Below are 16,587 nucleotides of genomic sequence, written 5' to 3'. Positions count from 1 at the left end.
TTTTTATTGCTTGTCACTGTCATTATAATAACAGCAATATTATATCATACTCGAAAAAAAATTCACCAGATGGAAATCTCCGCTTTTCAAAACACCTTAATCCAAACCCAGCTCGAAGTGCAGGAGCAAACTATGCAAACCATCGGCGCCGACCTGCATGATAACATCGGCCAGCTGCTTAGCCTTACTTCATTAACCCTCAATTCCATTGAGCTGGATAATGAAGCAAAGGCCCGGCAAAAGATCAATGATTCCATCGACCTGACGCTGCGCTCCATCAAAGAAATGCGGCTGCTGGGCCACCTGCTGCAGGGCGACCAGCTGGTGGCCCTTGGCTTGCCGGAGGCCATCAGGCAGGAGGTTAGCTGGATGGAGCGTTCGGGCCGGTACGAAATCGTTTACGTGCCGGGCGAAGAGCTGCCCGCCGCCGGCAACCCGGATAAGGACCTGATCATTTTCCGGATTGTGCAGGAGATCTTTAACAATATCATTAAACATGCGGCGGCAACACAAATATCCATCGCGCTTGATCACTTCGACGGGAAATTAAATTTATCCATGATCGACAACGGTGTCGGGTTTAATACGGATAGTTTGCCGGCCGGAAAAGCCGGTATAGGCCTGCAAAACATCCGCAAAAGGGCGGCGATCATCGGGGGCGAGGCCGTTATTACTTCAAACCCGGGCGAAGGTTCGCGGGTAACTGTTTCAATTCCTTATCCTTAAACACCCCACCCTGCCCACGCCAGGGAGTGCTTAAAAAAGGCGGAATCAAAGTCCTCTTCTTTGGAGAGTATTTAGGAGAGGCAAAAAATATCTTTAGCAAATGGAAAAAGAGAAAATAAACATTGCCATTGTTGATGACCATACCTTATTCAGGAATGGTGTTGCGGCACTCATGGCAGAATTTCCGGAGCTTAACGTGCTTTTTGATGCGGAAAACGGCGAGCAGTTCCAGCAAGCGCTTAACAAATATCCATTACCAGACGTAATATTAATGGATATTAATATGCCGGTAATGGATGGTTATGATACCACCAAATGGCTGAAGCAGAAACACCCCAGGGTAAAAGTGCTGGCCTTAAGCATGTTCGAGGATGACAAGGCGGTAATCCGGATGATCAAATGCGGGGCCGGGGGCTATGTGTTAAAAGAATCGCGGCCGCGCGAATTGCTGGAAGCCATTAAAGCGATCCACGAAAAAGGCAGCTATATCAATGAAATGGTTTCCGGCAAGCTTTTGCGGTCTGTTTCGGATAAAGAGGAAATACCCGACCTCACCAAAAAAGAGCTGGAATTTTTAAAACTCTGCTGCTCCGAACTTACCTATAAAGAAATAGCCGACCAGATGTTTGTAAGCCCCCGCACGGTGGATAACTATCGCGAGGCGCTTTTCCTGAAACTGAATTTAAAATCCAGGTCAGGACTCGTACTTTATGCTATTCAAAATGGTATATTTAATTTTGAGTAAACATTGGTTGTGTAACTTGCGGCGTTAAGAACAAAGAGACAAGAACCGGGAGCCAGGACTGAAAGCCCCTTGCCGTTTCTTTTTTATCCTGGCTCTTGCTTCCTGACGTTTAAAAAAAATGGAAAGACGTTCCCTTCTCAAAACCCTTGGCGGCGCAATGCTTTTGCCCACGCTGCCATTTAAAACTTTTGCGGGCGATAAAAAGCCTGTTTTGCGGGTAGCACACCTCACCGATGTGCACCTTAAAGACAAATTTGACGCCCCGGCGCGTTTTGCCCGCTGTCTTCATCATGTGCAGCAGCAACCCAATGTCGACCTGATCCTGAACGGGGGCGATATTGTTTTTGATATGAACAAGGAAAACCTGGATACCATCAACAATCAATGGAAATTATGGCATTCACTCATTAAGTCAGACTGCAGCCTGCCTGTACATTACGTTTTGGGGAACCATGATGTGTGGTGGAACGAAAACGACAAGGGACAGGCCCTGTATGGCAAGGAATATGCCATCAACCAGTTACAACTGGCATCCCCTTATTATAGCTTCGTCAAAAACGGCTGGAAATTTATCCTGCTGGACAGCGTGCACCTGGATATCGACAACACCTGGTACATCGGCAAATTGGGCGACGAACAGTTCATCTGGCTGGAGAAAGAGTTAAAATCAACCCGGCAAGACATGCCCGTTTGTATCATGTCGCATATCCCGCTGCTTACCGCAACCCTGATGGTTGACGACCAAACTGCGGTAAACCGGTGGGAAGTATTGGGTGGCGATATGCATACCGATATTGCTCAGATCACCAGCTTATTCTACCAACACCCCAATGTAAAACTATGCCTTAGCGGCCACATCCACTTACGCGACAAAGTGGTTTATAATAATGTAACCTATATCTGCAACGGCGCCGTAAGCGGCGCCTGGTGGGAAGGCAACAAACGAGAAACAGCGCCGGGCTATGGCTTAATTGATTTTTACGCCGATGGCACGTTTGATGAACGGTATGTTAACTACTGAAAAATTAATATCGAACACCGAATAATGAATGTAGAATTTGAAGTGCCTGTCAACGTTCGACATTCATTATTCAATATTATTTTATTCTCCCCGTTTAGGGGCCGGAGGGCTATTGCGCCGGGGGAATAAACCCATTTGTTTCCATCCAGTTTTTACACCAGTCGATCCACTTATCTTTGGTTTTTGGGTTGTTCAGTCCAAAACCATGTCCGCCTGACTGAAAAATGTGCATTTCGGCTTTCACCTTTGCTTTTAAAAGCGCATCGTAAAACATCAGCGTATTCTCAACCGGCACCAGGTCATCATCTTCGGCATGTACTAAAAAGGTTGGCGGCGTATTGGCAGTTACCTGTTTTTCGTTGCTGTAAAGATCAATCAAATCCTGCGAGGGCGTTTTACCGATCAGGTTTTCCCTTGAACCCACGTGCGCCATTGGCCCAAAAGTGATCACCGGGTACAACAGCACCATAAAGTCGGGGCGAACGCTGATGCCGTTTTTATCTTCGATCACGGGTTTGTTAAAATGCGTACCTTCCGTTGATGCTAAATGCCCGCCGGCCGAAAAGCCGATGATCCCTATCTTATCGGTTTTAATGCCCCATTGGTCAGCGTTTTTTCTCACTGTTAATACGGCTTGCTGTGCATCCTGCAACGGGCCGATGGTTTTATCAACCATAATGTCATCGCTCGGCAGCCGGTAAGTAACCACAAAGGCGGTTACACCAAACTTATTGAAAGCCGCTGCAATATTGGAGCCTTCATTTTCCATAGAAAGGCCCGCATAACCCCCTCCCGGAAATATCACGATAGCGGTTCCGTTTGCAGTTCCCTTTGCAGGGAGGTAGGGGGTAATGGTTGGTGCTGTAACCATAAGCATCCAGTCCCTGTCCAATTTTTGAACGTAGGTTGCCGGTGCCGGTTTGCTGTTGGGCACACCATTGGGGTATAATGGGATTGGTTTTTCCTGCGCCATAGCAAATAACATTGAACTAACAAAAACTGAAATAAGGAGTGTTTTTTTCATAACTTATAGCATTGTATCTTTCAACCATGGTAAAAGATGCGAAGCATCGCGTCTCTACCAAACAAATTAATATATTGTTCTTCAAATCAACTACTCACTTAATCAACTCAATCAACCAATAACTATCCCTTATCACCGCCAAATTCCATCAAATACGCCTTTAAAAAATCGTTCAGATCTCCGTCAAGTACCGCGGCGGCATTGGATGTTTCATAATCGGTACGTAAATCTTTAACCAGTTTGTATGGATGCAAAACGTAATTGCGGATCTGCGATCCCCATTCAATTTTTTTCTTATTGCCTTCAATAGCGTTGCTTGTTTCCAAACGCTTGCGCATTTCAGCCTCATACAACTGCGATTTTAACAACCGGATAGCATTTTCCTTGTTTTGCAATTGTGAGCGCGATTCCTGGTTCTTGATGATAATCCCTGAGGGTTTGTGATAGAGCCTTACCGCAGTTTCCACTTTGTTCACATTCTGCCCGCCGGCGCCACCTGAACGGAAGGTTTCAAATTCAATATCGGCATCTTTTACATCAATCTCTATCGTATCATCCACCAGGGGATAAACATAAACAGATGCAAATGAGGTATGGCGCTTAGCGTTAGAGTCAAACGGCGAAATACGGACCAAACGATGAACACCATTTTCGCCTTTTAAGTAGCCGTATGCAAAATCACCTTCTATCTGCAGCGTTACTGTTTTAACCCCTGCCACGTCACCTTCCTGGAAATCCTGTTCGCTAACCTTGTAACCGTTCTTTTCGGCCCACATAATGTACATGCGCATCAGCATGCCGGCCCAGTCGCAGCTTTCGGTTCCGCCTGCGCCCGCTGTTATTTGCAATACAGCGTTAAACTGGTCTTCTTCGGCCGAGAGCATGTTCTTAAATTCAAGCTCTTCAACGGCTTTTAGCGCTTGTTGATATTGCTCTTCCATCTCGGCTTCGGTAGCATCGCCCGCCTGGAAAAATTCAAACAGCACACCTGTATCTTCAACAACAGCAACTACTTTCTGGTAGGCGTCTGTCCATACTTTTTTTGTTTTGATGGAGGCTAATACCTTTTCGGCCTCTTTGGGATAATCCCAAAAACCCGGCCCAATGGTTATATCCTGCTCTTTTTGTAGCGCATCGAGTTTCTTGTCGATGTCAAAGATGCCTCCTCAGGGAAGTTACTCTTTCCCTTAAATCCTGGATCTGTTCTTTAGTCATGTGGCAAATATATTGTTTTGTTGTAAGGTTGGAATGTTGTAAAGTTGAAATGTTGCAAATTGATTCGCTCTGAATTAAAAAAGGCTGTAAAGTTTCTCCCTTTACAGCCTTTTTAACATTTATAACGTTTTTAACTTTACCTAAGCTATACTCAGCTGGTTTACCAGGCCGCTCATGTCGCGCTGACCGCCTGTTAATTTTGATAACAGGTTGGATAAACCGAAATCTTTATTTTGCTCGTTTTTTGCCTGTTTTACCATTTCTTCCATCACCGGCGGTATCAGCAATTGCGCGGCATGCATCGCAGGTTCCGGCGCTAAACCGTAAAATTTGTTTAGTTTATTGGCAAATTTATTAACGATGCTTGCTACCAGCGATTTATTATAAAATCCTGAAAACTGGAAAAAACGTACCAGGTCTTTTACCTTCCCCGTCTCCATCTGGCCCTTTAACACCTCAATAATTGAACTTGAAGCTTCGTTGATCACCGCTTCATGGTACTTTTCCGGGATCTCCGGATTGTCTATAACAGCCCTCCCGGCGTTATTCTTGACAAGTAAAAAAAGTTTTTCAAACATGGTTATTTTGGTTTAGCAGATTAACAATTTGATGACAAAAGCATTATTTTTTTGCCACGAACACAAATATAAGCTTAAATTATTTTGATTGTTCAAACAATTATCAAAATTTGTTATAATTATGACAATTCAGATAGTGTAAAACAAACACGATAGCAATGGTGTTAAAATAACACGAACAAGGAATAGTTTTAGATTTAATGCCCAGCTAATTATTAACTTGTTATTTTTGCAGAAAACCACTCAAATATGTTGCCAAACACCGATTTTACCACCACAAGGGCCTTTAAATACCTGGCCGACCATTATATTGATATCAATTCAAAAAGCATCAGCGAAATGTTTGAATTTGACGCTGAACGCTTTAGCAAGTTTTCGTTAAAATTCGAAGATATCCTTTTCGATTATTCAAAAAACCGGATCGATGAAGAGACCGTAGCCCTGCTGATACAATTAGCAAGGGAGTGTTCACTAAATAAGGCAATCGAAGCGATGTTTTCAGGCGAAAAAATCAACGCCACCGAAGGCCGCCCTGTATTGCATATCGCGCTACGCAACCGCAGCAATACGCCTATTTTTGTTGACGGCAAAGATGTAATGCCTGATGTAAATAAAGTACTTGACCAAATGAAGGCATTCAGTGCCGACATCATTTCGGGCAACTGGAAGGGCTATACCGGCAAAGCCATCACCGATGTGGTAAATATTGGCATCGGCGGATCTGATCTTGGCCCAGTAATGGTGACTGAAGCGTTAAAAGCCTATAAAAATCACCTCCAGATGCATTTTGTATCGAATGTTGACGGGACGCATATTGTTGAAACACTAAAAGGCTTAAATCCCGAAACAACATTATTCCTGATCGCGTCAAAAACATTTACCACGCAGGAAACCATGGGTAATGCCCACAGCGCCCGCGACTGGTTCCTGGCAGGCGGTGGCAAAGAGGCTGATGTGGCCAAACACTTTGCGGCTTTATCAACCAACAGCGAAGGTGTATCAAAATTTGGTATCGACACCAAAAACATGTTTGAATTTTGGGATTGGGTGGGCGGCCGCTATTCGCTTTGGAGCGCTATCGGTTTGTCTATAGCCTTAAGCATCGGTTTTGAAAACTTTGTTGAATTGCTCTCCGGCGCGCACGCCATTGATGAACATTTTAAGACAGCTGAACTGGAAGAAAACATCCCGGCCATAATGGCCCTGATAGGCATTTGGTATAATAATTTTTTCGAAGCTGAAACCAATGCCATTTTACCTTACGACCAGTACATGCACCGCTTTGCCGCCTATTTTCAGCAAGGCGATATGGAAAGCAATGGCAAACATGTCGACCGGAACGGCAACGCCGTTGATTATTCCACCGGCCCGATCATCTGGGGAGAGCCAGGCACCAACGGGCAGCACGCTTTTTACCAATTGATCCACCAGGGCACCAAACTGATCCCCTGCGATTTTATCGCCCCGGCAATATCTCATAACCCCCTTGGCGAGCACCATAATATGCTGCTGTCGAACTTTTTTGCACAAACAGAAGCTTTAATGAATGGTAAAACCCGTGAGGAAGTGGTTGCTGAACTAAAAAAATCAGGCAAAACCGACGAAGAAATTGAAAAACTGGCGCCGTTCAAAATGTTTGATGGTAATCGCCCAACCAATTCTTTCCTGCTTAAAGAAATCACACCGCGCAGCCTGGGCTCATTGATCGCGATGTATGAGCATAAAATATTTGTACAGGGCATCATCTGGAATATTTACAGCTTTGATCAGTGGGGCGTTGAATTAGGCAAGCAGCTGGCAGGTAAAATTTTGCCGGAGTTAAAAGATGACAGCGAAGTAAGCTCACATGATTCATCAACCAATGGGTTGATCAATCAATACAAAGCGTGGAGGTAATTTGGCTAAAGCCAGGATCTTTTTAATTCATTATTGCCTGGACTTGCTTTTTGTTTTTATAAACTATTGAAATGATTAAATTTATGTCATAAAACCTTTAACCGAAAACCACCATGTCATTTGTGAAAATTTGGATTCACTTAGTTTTCTCCACAAAAAAAAGGGAGCCCTGGCTTAACAAAAACATCCGATACGATGTGCATAAACACATTATAAAAAACTGCAAAGAAAAGGAAATCTTCCTGGAAGCGATCGATGGCTATACCGATCATCTTCATTGTTTAATTTCTTTGGGAAAAGATCAAACTATATCCAAAATCACCCAATTAATAAAAGGCGAATCTTCGTTTTGGATAAATCAGAACAACTTAACCCCTGCTAAATTTAGCTGGCAGGACGATTATTTTGCCGTTTCGGTGGGTGAATCACAAGTTGAAGCAGTAAAAGGCTATATCAAAAACCAGGAAAAACATCATGCAAAAAAGTCTTTTGAGGACGAGGTGAATGAGTTTATGAGGAAGTATGGGTGGGAGAGAATTAAGGATCTGCCTGCGTAATTTTGGCTAAAGCCACATCTCCCTCTATTTATTGATCCGTTGGCTAAAGCCAACGGCAATGAAGTTCCTTTGTATATTTTCTTATTCCCTCAATTTAATCCCCTCGTGCCGCCCAGTCCTTCCGTTAAATCAAGTCGTTTGATGTTTGTTTTGGCCTCCATCATCATCATTGCCGTTGGCTTTAGCCAACGGATAACAAAGACAAATAGAAATGTGGCTTTAGCCAAATAATCCGCCAACCAAAACCACACTATACCGGACTTGATAGCCGGAACCACGCGGTGTCAAAATTGCCCGCAAACCATTGATGTTTTGCAAACCTAAACGCCCACTGCCAACTACTTACTTCTTCAAGAACTCTACCTGATATAGTGTTGGCCACTTTTTACCGGTCATGAAAATTCTTTTTCCTGCGGCATCGTAGGCAATACCGTTTAAAACATCGGCGCCAGGTGCTCTTTTATCCTGGGGGTAAAGGTTTGTCAGATCAATTTTCTCGAGCACGGCACCTGTTTTGGGATCGATGACAATGATGTTATTGGTTTGCCAGATATTAGCGTAGATTTTTCCATCGATATATTCAAGTTCATTGATGCTGCTAACCGGGCCCTTGTCATCATAAACATCAATAAAACCGATTTGCTTGTAGGTATCTTTATCCAAAAACCAGATGCGGTTGGTGCTGTCGTCCATATAAAGTTTTGTGCCATCAAAGCACATTCCCCAACCTTCAACACCTGTATTATTTACAAAAGTGCTTAGCTTGTTAAAAGTGTCTTTATCATAAACATAGCCTACCTTTTCGTGATAAGTTAACTGGACGATCTTATTGCCTACAATGGAGATCCCTTCGCCAAAAACGGCCGAATCAAGCATCACTTTCTTCAGCACTTTCCCGGTTGCCAGATCCACTTTTCTTAAACTCGACTGGCTGGTAACCTCCTGGTCTTTCGGTGGCTTCAAATAGCCGCCTCCGCTCTCATATAAAACGCCATCCTGGTAAACCAGGCCTTCGGTAAAACAGCTCGTATCATGCGGATAGGTCTTTATCACTTTGTATGCATACTGCACCGGCGCTTTTGCCGCCAGTAAAACAATATTGGTAGAACCTTCCTGGCTTTTGCCCCCCTGGTAAACTTTAGCGGTGATAATGCGCGGGCCCAGGTGCATCGAATCTGTTTTAAGGGTTAACGCTGTTGAATCCTTTAACGAGCCAACCTTAACCGAATCAAGAAGATAAACGACAGAATCGGGCTTAACCTCTTTTGGATAATGTGCCTTGACGGTCACCTGTTCTCCCGATTTATAGGAAGTACCGGCTTCCGGGCTAACGGTAACAGTATTATCGGATTGATCGTTATGCTTGCAGCCGGCGTTACAAAGCAATAACGCTACTGTAGCTATTAATAAACTAAATTTATTTTTCATGTGATATTTAAGTGGCATCAGGCCAAAACGCGTCTTCAATATGTTTTAGTACAAAATTATTTTTCTGATCAAACAAAACCGATATAATATCAAACCGCACTTCACCCTGGTGGTTCATCAGGTACAGGTACTCATCTGCCGCTTCGGCCAAAAGCCTTTGCTTGCGCCTGTCGACAAAATCCTCCGGCTCACCAAACCCATTACCCGTACGGGTTTTTACTTCGGTAAATATAATCACCTTGTTTTTATAGGCAATCAGGTCAACCTCTAATTTGCCGTGCGTCCAGTTTTCATCCAGGATCTCATATCCTGAATTTTCCAGGTGCGCTTTTGCAAGGGATTCGCCTTTGCGGCCAAGGTCGAGGTGTTGGGCCATTAAAATGAGATTATGCTAACCATTTTCTAAATCAATTTTTCATTCCCGAGCGTGGGTATTGCCTCACCTAAACGGCGAAGCCCTCACACATCCTCTCCAAGGGAGAGGACTTGAACAGTCTCCCTTTTTAGCCCGCTCCCCCGGAGAGGGTTGGGTGAGGCCACAAAGTGCCATTATTTCAATATAACTGAACCCAGGTAATCTGAAATGGTTTTCTCCACCTTTTTCATATGCATGTACTGGTTAAGCAAGATCTCCTGGTCTTCTTCGCCCGATGTTTTTTGAAGCTCGTTCCGCAAGCCTTCCAGTATTTTACCCACCTTTTGCTTTTTTAAGTGGAAAATGGCGCCTAAAATGGTGGCACGCATATTCACCTGCTCATCAGGCACCAAAATTTTGTGCATCTCGTACCAGTTATCGCTCAGTGTATATTTGGTAGCGATAAGGGTAACGGTTAAATCTACGATCTCTTTTTGGGGGAGATGAATAAAATATTGTTCATCAGGCAGCACACCGTTTTCTACCTCCCTGCGGTAGATCTCCACAAACGATTTACAGGTTTCATTTTCAAACGTTATATCGCTTAGTTCGGCAATAATAAAGGGGCCGATATAGGTGTTGGCTATGCCATCCCAGTCGATCACGCGGTTGCCATAAAGTAATAGCAACCTGATGATCTCTTTTTCCTGGCTGAAATCGTCTTTTTCGATCCTTTCCTGCGGCTCTTCCAGCAGCGACTCATCAACCGGTACCTGAGGTCTTGAGATTTGCTGCTGCGAATCCTTTTTGGCTTTCGCCATCCGCATTTTATTCAGCTCCGAAAGCAGGGCCCGCTCGTCTATCTTTAACAAATAGCTGCATTCCTTAATAAATACCGAGGCTTTTATAGAATCGGGTATTTTGGCTACGCTTTCAACGATCTCGCGGATGACTTCTGCCTTTTTTATCGGATCATTGCCCGCGTCTTTCAGCAGCAAATCTGTTTTATACAGGATGAAATCTTTTTTGTTGTCCTCAATGTGCTTTTTGAAGCCGGCAGTGCCCACGCTCCGCACATAGGAGTCGGGGTCGTGTCCATCGGGGAAAAGCACCACCTTAACATTCAGGCCCTCCTCTAAAATCATGTCCAACCCGCGGAGGGAAGCTTTGATCCCGGCGGCGTCGCCGTCATACAGGATGGTGATGTTCTTGGTAAACCGCCCGATCAGCCTGATCTGTTCAACCGTTAGCGAGGTGCCCGAAGAAGCCACCACATTCTCGATCCCTGCCTGGAAAACCGAAAGGACATCGGCATAACCCTCCACCAAAAAACAATTATCTTCCTCGCGGATTGCTTTTTTAGCGAAATACAACCCATATAGCACATTGGATTTATGGTAGATCTCCGACTCCGGGGAGTTTACATATTTAGGTACGTTTTTATCGCTTTTAAGGGTGCGGCCGCCAAAAGCGATCACCCTGCCGGTAAAACTATGGATCGGGAACATTACCCGCCCGCGGTACCTGTCGTAAAGCGTACCATTGTCCCGCTTTACCGAAAGTCCGCTTTCTTCTAAAAACTGCTGCTGATACCCGTTTTTTAAAGCTTCTCCGGTAAATGCCTCCCATTGATCTGGCGAATAGCCAAGCTCGAATTTTTTAATGATGTCGTTGCTAAAACCCCGCTCTTTAAAATAGCTTAAGCCAATGTTTTGCCCCTCTTCAGTATCCAGCAAACTTTCGTGAAAGAATTTGGCGGCATACGCCGTAACGATCATCAGGCTTTCGCGGTGATTTTCCTCTTCCTTGTTCTCAACGGTTTCAACCGTTTCTTCCACTTCTATCCCGTACTTTTTAGCCAGCCATTTTAAGGCCTCCGGGTAGCTGAATTTCTCCAGCTCCATTAAAAAAGTAACCGCGGAGCCGCCTTTTCCAGACGAAAAATCTTTAAAAATACCTTTAGCCGGGGAAACGGTAAACGAAGGTGTGCGCTCATTGGCAAACGGGGAAAGGCCCACGTAATTTGCGCCGCGTTTTTTTAATTGTACAAACTCACCAATCACTTCCACAATATCTGTGGCTTCCATTATACGGTCGACGGTGGATTTGGTGATCATGCTATTTGCAAATGTAGGGCAATTCGATTAATCGTTATTCACAAAAGTTAATTTAGGATTTTATTTGATTGTTTCGGCTTTAAAAAAGTCAGCGCTATACCCGCCAGCACAATCACACTTCCGACAATCTCGCTCAACCCAAGCCGCTCGTTCAATAACAAAAACGCCCAGAATCCGGCAATAACCGCCCGCGCCAGCAAGGCTAACGAAACTTTTGTCGATGGCAAAAACCGGAGGCTGTGGGTAATGGTTAACCAGCCGGTTAACTGGCAAATTAAGCCAAGGCCAGCAAAGCATAACCAGGTATTCCCCGAAAAAACCAGCATGTTGCCTTGCTGAAACATACAGATCAACCCTAAAAAAACGGTTGCCCCGGCCAGGTTATAAAAAACCAGCGTAAGCGTTTCTACCTGGTCGAGGATTGATTTTGTTAAAAGGATATAAATGGCGTAAAGTAAACTTGATAACAGCGCAAGCCACAAACCCAGATTTGCATTGATAGAAAACACAGTTTTATACCCGGCCAAAATAATAATCCCTATGATGGCGATGCAGGTACCCGCCCAAAATAGTTTTCCCGAACGCTTCTTTAAAAATATAAGGCTCAATAAACCAACCCAAACGGGTGTAATATTGGCGATGAGCGATGATATGGTTGCCGAAGTTATGGTGAGCGAAATATTCCAGACGGCTATATCTGCGCCAAAAAGGATGCCGCCTGCTATCGCAATAATGAACGTCTTCCGGTCGATTTTGAGGTTGCGCTTGATGAAGCAATAGGGTGCCAGGCAAACCAATGCAATCAACATGCGGTAAAAGGCTGCCGTAACGGGCGGCGCATCGGCAAAGCGGACAAAGATGGGCGCGAAGGAAATACAAAGAATTCCGATAACAAGACTGAATTTGGGGTTCATGCGGCGACGGTATGGGGTTTGTTTTTTCCTGGCCTCAAAAAAGTTAGTGCAATACCCGCCAAAACGATCGCACTGCCAATGATCTCGTTCAACCCGAGCCTTTCTCCTAAAAGGATCATGGCTAAAATACCTGCAAATACAGTTTGCGAAAGCAATGCTATCGAAACTTTGGTCGACTCAAGGTGCCGCAGCGCATTATTAATCGTTATCCAGCCGGTAAGCTGGCAAAGGAGGCCCATCGCGACAAGGTACAGCCAGCCCGAGGTGGAATAGCCGCTCATTTGGTCGTGCTCCAAAAGGCAAACCACCAGCATACAAACACTGGCGCCGAGCATATTGTAAAACATAAAGGTGAGCGTATCCGTTTTTTGCAGGATCCCGGCGGTCATCAGGATATAAACCGCATAAAGTACGCTGGACAAGAGGGCCAGCAGCACCCCGTTGCTGAATTTAAACGCTAATACATCCCGGAACCCAACCAGCACCACCATCCCGGCAACCGCCAGCAGCGTTCCCTTCCAGAACAGGGAACCAGCTCTTTTCCGGAATAATAAATAGCTCAGCAAACCGACCCAAACCGGGGCGAGGTTTCCTAACAGGGTTGATATCGTTGCGGAGATGGTCATCAGCGAAATATTCCAGATGGCCAGGTCAACGCCAAAAACTACGCCCCCGGCAATGGCTATCCACAACGCTTTAGGGCCGATCTTTAATTTTCCTTTCGCCACCACATAGGGCACCAAACAAAGCCAGCCTATTATTATCCTGTAAAAGGTTGCCGGTACGGGCGGAACCCCTGCGAGTTTTACAAATATGGGCGAAAAAGAAATACACAGGATACCTATAGCCAGGCTTAATTTCGGGTTCATTAAGACAAACTTAAACAAAATGAGCATTCTGAATAAGAGAATGAAGCAATAATCGTATTTTTGCCGCTCAAAATTTATTTTTATGAGCCAGCGGATTAAGATCAAAGCATTACTGGAAAGTGAACAAACGGATATTCAGGTATTGGTTAAAGGGTGGGTACGCACCTTCCGTAATAACCAGTTTATTGCTTTGAATGATGGCTCAACCAACAGCAACCTGCAGGTAGTAGTTGACTTTGAAAATACTGATCCTGCGTTGTTAAAAAGGATTACGACCGGTGCCGCCATCAGCGCTTCGGGCACCCTTGTTGCATCTTTAGGTAAAGGACAAAAAGTAGAACTTAAAGCAAAAGTAATTGAAGTTTTAGGCGATTGCGATCCCGAAACCTATCCTATTCAGCCTAAAAAACATAGCCTTGAGTTTTTAAGGGAAAACGCGCACCTGCGTTTCCGCACCAATACATTCGGCGCGATATTCCGCGTTCGTAACAGCCTGGCTTTTGCCATACACCAGTTTTTCCAGGAACGCGGTTTTGTTTACCTGCATACGCCGATCATCACCGCTTCGGATGCAGAAGGTGCAGGCGAAACTTTCCACGTAACCAATTTCGACCTGGCCAATCCGCCAAAAGACGATAAGGGCGAAATCGATTTTAAAGAAGACTTTTTTGGCCGCCCAACCAACCTTACCGTTTCCGGCCAGCTGGAAGGCGAGCTTGGCGCAATGGCCTTAAGCGATATTTATACATTTGGCCCAACTTTCCGGGCTGAAAACTCCAATACTACCCGCCACCTGGCTGAGTTTTGGATGATTGAGCCCGAAATGGCTTTTTATGACCTGAATGATAACATGGACCTGGCCGAGGCGCTGCTGAAATATGTGATCAAATATGCGTTGGACAAAAATGCAGAGGACATTGAATTTTTAACCCAGCGCCTGCTGGAGGAAGAAAAACAAAAGCCGCAAAATGAACGCTCGGAAATGAGCCTGACCGAAAAGTTGCAGTTTTGCCTGGATAATGATTTTGAAAGGCTGACTTATACCGAAGCTATTGACATCCTGAAAGAGTCTACCCCGAATAAGAAAAAGAAATTCCAGTATTTGGTGGAAGGGTGGGGAACCGACCTGCAATCGGAGCATGAACGTTACCTGGTAGAAAAACATTTTAAAAAGCCGGTGATCCTTACCGATTACCCCAAACAGATCAAAGCGTTTTACATGCGGCAGAATGAAACGGATGCGAATGGAAATGAAACCGTTCGCGCCATGGATATCCTGTTCCCCGGCATCGGCGAAATCGTTGGCGGTTCGCAGCGCGAAGAACGCCTGGATAAGCTGGAGCAGCGCATGGACGAAATGGGCATCCCCAAAGAAGAATTATGGTGGTACCTGGATACCCGCCGTTTTGGCGCCTGTCCTCATGCCGGTTTTGGCTTAGGTTTTGAGCGTTTGGTGCTGTTTGTAACCGGTATGGGAAATATCAGGGATGTGATCCCTTTCCCAAGGTTTCCTAAAAACGCTGAGTTCTGATCACTGATTTAGGAGGATTTTCCGGATTACACAGATTTCTATCGGCGGGTATTAATCACTATCCTTGTTTTATTTTTTTATCAGTGAAATCTAATAAATCAGTTAAAATCTGTGATCATCGAATTGTCCACCAGCATCAATGCCCCCATCGAAGTTTGCTTTGATTTGGCAAGGAGTATCGATCTCCACATGGAGTCCACCAAACAAACCGGTGAACAAGCCATTGCCGGCCGAACCAGCGGCCTGATTGGATTAGGCGAAACGGTTACCTGGCAGGCAAAGCATTTTGGCATCCGGCAAACGCTAACTTCGAAAATTACCCGATTTGAGTACCCCAATTATTTTACGGACGAAATGTTGAGCGGCGCCTTCAAAAGCTTCCGGCATGATCATCTTTTTTTTTATGCTGATGGACAAACCATCATGAAAGATGTTTTTGATTTTGAATCGCCGATGGGATGGCTGGGAAAGTTGGCGAATTTCCTTTTTCTAACCCGCTACATGCGCAGGCTACTGGTTACAAGAAACCAGGTGATCAAACAAGCCGCAGAAACCTCATAGAATTGTGTCAACTCTAAATTGACCAGTCGTCAACCTTACAATTTCATTGAACTCAAAAAGCACAGAAAGGGTTTACAAAAGGTTTACACATTTAAAAATTAATGTTTTGTAAAGATTTGTTAATAAGTTGTTTACACGCTTATTCGTTAAAGCCGGGTTTACACTATTTTACATAGCCTCCCTTTGGTGCTTTCAAGCTGTACTACTAAAGCCTGAACGTCTGCAATCGGTGAAACCGAGCGCAGCGAGCTCATGAACACCACTAAAAAATAAATGATAGTGAATAAATCATCCCCCAATAGGTGTAATCCCCTTGGGTGTTCGGAAGACCAAAAAGGGTGTCATGCTGAGGCTCTCGAAGCATGTGCGTGGGGAATCGCGGACTATGCATTAGCGGTTATGCATGGTGTAAAGGCCTTTGCCCACATGGTTCGAGAGCCTCACCATGACACCTCACTCAATATTTGTGGGAGAAAATCTATCTTCCGAACACCTATGGTGTAATCCCCAAAAATCAATAAAATTTCTTTTGCATCCACGATTGCAGCAGGATCACGGCCGAAATGGTATCCACCAGCTCCTTATTTTGGCGGTGCTTTTTATTCATGCCGCTTTGCGCAATGGTAGCTGACGCCATTTTTGACGTAAAGCGCTCATCCAGCATTTCAACCGGGGTATCCGGGAAGGTTTTTTTCAGCAGGTTGACAAATCCCTTCACATGAATCGCCGATTGCGAGGGCGTATTATCCATTTGTTTTGGTTCGCCTACAATAAAACGTTCCACCTGCTCGGTTTGCAGGTATTTTTTCAGGTAATCAATAATTTTTATCGGGTGAATGGTGTCCAACCCGGTAGCGATGATCTGCATCGGATCCGTAACCGCTATGCCGATACGCTTGGTACCGTAGTCAAAAGCCATGACCCTCATAGGAGATGTGAGATATGAGATTTGAGATTTGAGACGCGGGCGTCAAGTAATAAAACCAATTGATACATCCTTCAAAAGTAAATGAATTAATCAAAAATGCGCCCTAAACCGCTTATTATTAC

General features: G+C 44.7%; 16 protein-coding genes. 7 read left to right on the top strand and 9 right to left on the bottom strand.

Annotation, left to right across the window (positions count from 1 at the left end; translation table 11 throughout):
• The first annotated feature begins 69 nt into the window (after window positions 1–69).
• The 3 genes from MgSA37_RS26720 to MgSA37_RS26710 all read left to right on the top strand — a co-directional run bounded on the left by MgSA37_RS26720 (window position 70) and on the right by MgSA37_RS26710 (window position 2,492).
• The gene (locus MgSA37_RS26720; RefSeq protein ID WP_172885378.1) at window positions 70–726 is read left to right on the top strand and encodes a sensor histidine kinase; all 657 of its coding nucleotides are present in this window, start codon (window positions 70–72) and stop codon (window positions 724–726) included.
• Between the two features lie 100 nt (window positions 727–826).
• Entirely contained in the window at window positions 827–1,471 is a 645-nt protein-coding gene (locus MgSA37_RS26715) for a response regulator transcription factor (RefSeq protein WP_096356730.1), read from the top strand.
• A 118-nt stretch (window positions 1,472–1,589) separates the two neighbouring features.
• On the top strand, window positions 1,590–2,492 hold the full coding sequence (locus MgSA37_RS26710; protein ID WP_096356728.1) for a metallophosphoesterase family protein: 903 nt from the start codon (window positions 1,590–1,592) through the stop codon (window positions 2,490–2,492).
• Window positions 2,493–2,601: 109 nt separating this feature from the next.
• Here MgSA37_RS26710 and MgSA37_RS26705 read toward each other — a convergent pair whose 3' ends face one another.
• The 3 genes from MgSA37_RS26705 to MgSA37_RS26695 all read right to left on the bottom strand — a co-directional run bounded on the left by MgSA37_RS26705 (window position 2,602) and on the right by MgSA37_RS26695 (window position 5,309).
• Window positions 2,602–3,516: an alpha/beta hydrolase gene (locus tag MgSA37_RS26705; RefSeq protein ID WP_096356726.1), complete on the bottom strand. Its 915-nt coding sequence runs from the start codon at window positions 3,514–3,516 to the stop codon at window positions 2,602–2,604.
• Between the two features lie 122 nt (window positions 3,517–3,638).
• A protein-coding gene (prfB, locus tag MgSA37_RS26700) for a peptide chain release factor 2 (RefSeq protein WP_157750759.1) occupies window positions 3,639–4,731 on the bottom strand; the annotation gives its coding sequence in 2 pieces (ribosomal slippage) (window positions 3,639–4,670 and window positions 4,672–4,731; 1,092 coding nt in all).
• 140 nt (window positions 4,732–4,871) lie between these two features.
• Window positions 4,872–5,309 carry a hypothetical protein gene (locus MgSA37_RS26695; protein ID WP_096356722.1) on the bottom strand — a complete coding sequence of 146 codons (438 nt, stop codon included), beginning with the start codon at window positions 5,307–5,309 and terminating at the stop codon, window positions 4,872–4,874.
• A gap of 249 nt (window positions 5,310–5,558) precedes the next feature.
• Here MgSA37_RS26695 and pgi point away from each other — a divergent pair, with 249 nt between their 5' ends.
• Both pgi and tnpA read left to right on the top strand, forming a co-directional pair.
• On the top strand, window positions 5,559–7,205 hold the full coding sequence (gene pgi, locus MgSA37_RS26690; RefSeq protein WP_096356720.1) for a glucose-6-phosphate isomerase: 1,647 nt from the start codon (window positions 5,559–5,561) through the stop codon (window positions 7,203–7,205).
• 113 nt (window positions 7,206–7,318) lie between these two features.
• Entirely contained in the window at window positions 7,319–7,762 is a 444-nt protein-coding gene (gene tnpA / locus MgSA37_RS26685; protein WP_096356718.1) for an IS200/IS605 family transposase, read from the top strand.
• Between the two features lie 342 nt (window positions 7,763–8,104).
• Here tnpA and MgSA37_RS26675 read toward each other — a convergent pair whose 3' ends face one another.
• From MgSA37_RS26675 to MgSA37_RS26655, 5 genes are all read right to left on the bottom strand, one after another.
• Window positions 8,105–9,190: a glutaminyl-peptide cyclotransferase gene (locus MgSA37_RS26675; protein ID WP_096356714.1), complete on the bottom strand. Its 1,086-nt coding sequence runs from the start codon at window positions 9,188–9,190 to the stop codon at window positions 8,105–8,107.
• Between the two features lie 7 nt (window positions 9,191–9,197).
• Window positions 9,198–9,566, bottom strand: coding sequence for a YraN family protein (locus tag MgSA37_RS26670; RefSeq protein WP_096356712.1), 369 nt, complete (start codon window positions 9,564–9,566; stop codon window positions 9,198–9,200).
• A 173-nt stretch (window positions 9,567–9,739) separates the two neighbouring features.
• Window positions 9,740–11,662, bottom strand: a complete 1,923-nt coding sequence (dnaG, locus tag MgSA37_RS26665) for a DNA primase (RefSeq protein ID WP_096356710.1) — start codon at window positions 11,660–11,662, stop codon at window positions 9,740–9,742.
• A 47-nt stretch (window positions 11,663–11,709) separates the two neighbouring features.
• On the bottom strand, window positions 11,710–12,576 hold the full coding sequence (locus MgSA37_RS26660) for a DMT family transporter (RefSeq protein WP_096356708.1): 867 nt from the start codon (window positions 12,574–12,576) through the stop codon (window positions 11,710–11,712).
• On the bottom strand, window positions 12,573–13,445 hold the full coding sequence (locus MgSA37_RS26655) for a DMT family transporter (RefSeq protein ID WP_172885377.1): 873 nt from the start codon (window positions 13,443–13,445) through the stop codon (window positions 12,573–12,575). The genes MgSA37_RS26660 and MgSA37_RS26655 overlap by 4 nt, the downstream gene beginning before the upstream one ends.
• Before the next feature lie 82 nt (window positions 13,446–13,527).
• Here MgSA37_RS26655 and asnS point away from each other — a divergent pair, with 82 nt between their 5' ends.
• A complete protein-coding gene (gene asnS / locus MgSA37_RS26650) occupies window positions 13,528–14,976 on the top strand; it encodes an asparagine--tRNA ligase (protein ID WP_096356704.1) in 1,449 nt (482 codons plus the stop codon).
• A 111-nt stretch (window positions 14,977–15,087) separates the two neighbouring features.
• Window positions 15,088–15,537, top strand: a complete 450-nt coding sequence (locus tag MgSA37_RS26645; RefSeq protein ID WP_096356702.1) for an SRPBCC family protein — start codon at window positions 15,088–15,090, stop codon at window positions 15,535–15,537.
• Between the two features lie 514 nt (window positions 15,538–16,051).
• Here MgSA37_RS26645 and ruvX read toward each other — a convergent pair.
• Window positions 16,052–16,465: a Holliday junction resolvase RuvX gene (gene ruvX, locus MgSA37_RS26640; RefSeq protein WP_096356700.1), complete on the bottom strand. Its 414-nt coding sequence runs from the start codon at window positions 16,463–16,465 to the stop codon at window positions 16,052–16,054.
• Between the last annotated feature and the right edge of the window lie 122 nt (window positions 16,466–16,587).

The organism is Mucilaginibacter gotjawali (assembly GCF_002355435.1).
GTDB lineage: Bacteria > Bacteroidota > Bacteroidia > Sphingobacteriales > Sphingobacteriaceae > Mucilaginibacter > Mucilaginibacter gotjawali.
This window is presented reverse-complemented; position numbering and strand designations above follow the sequence as displayed.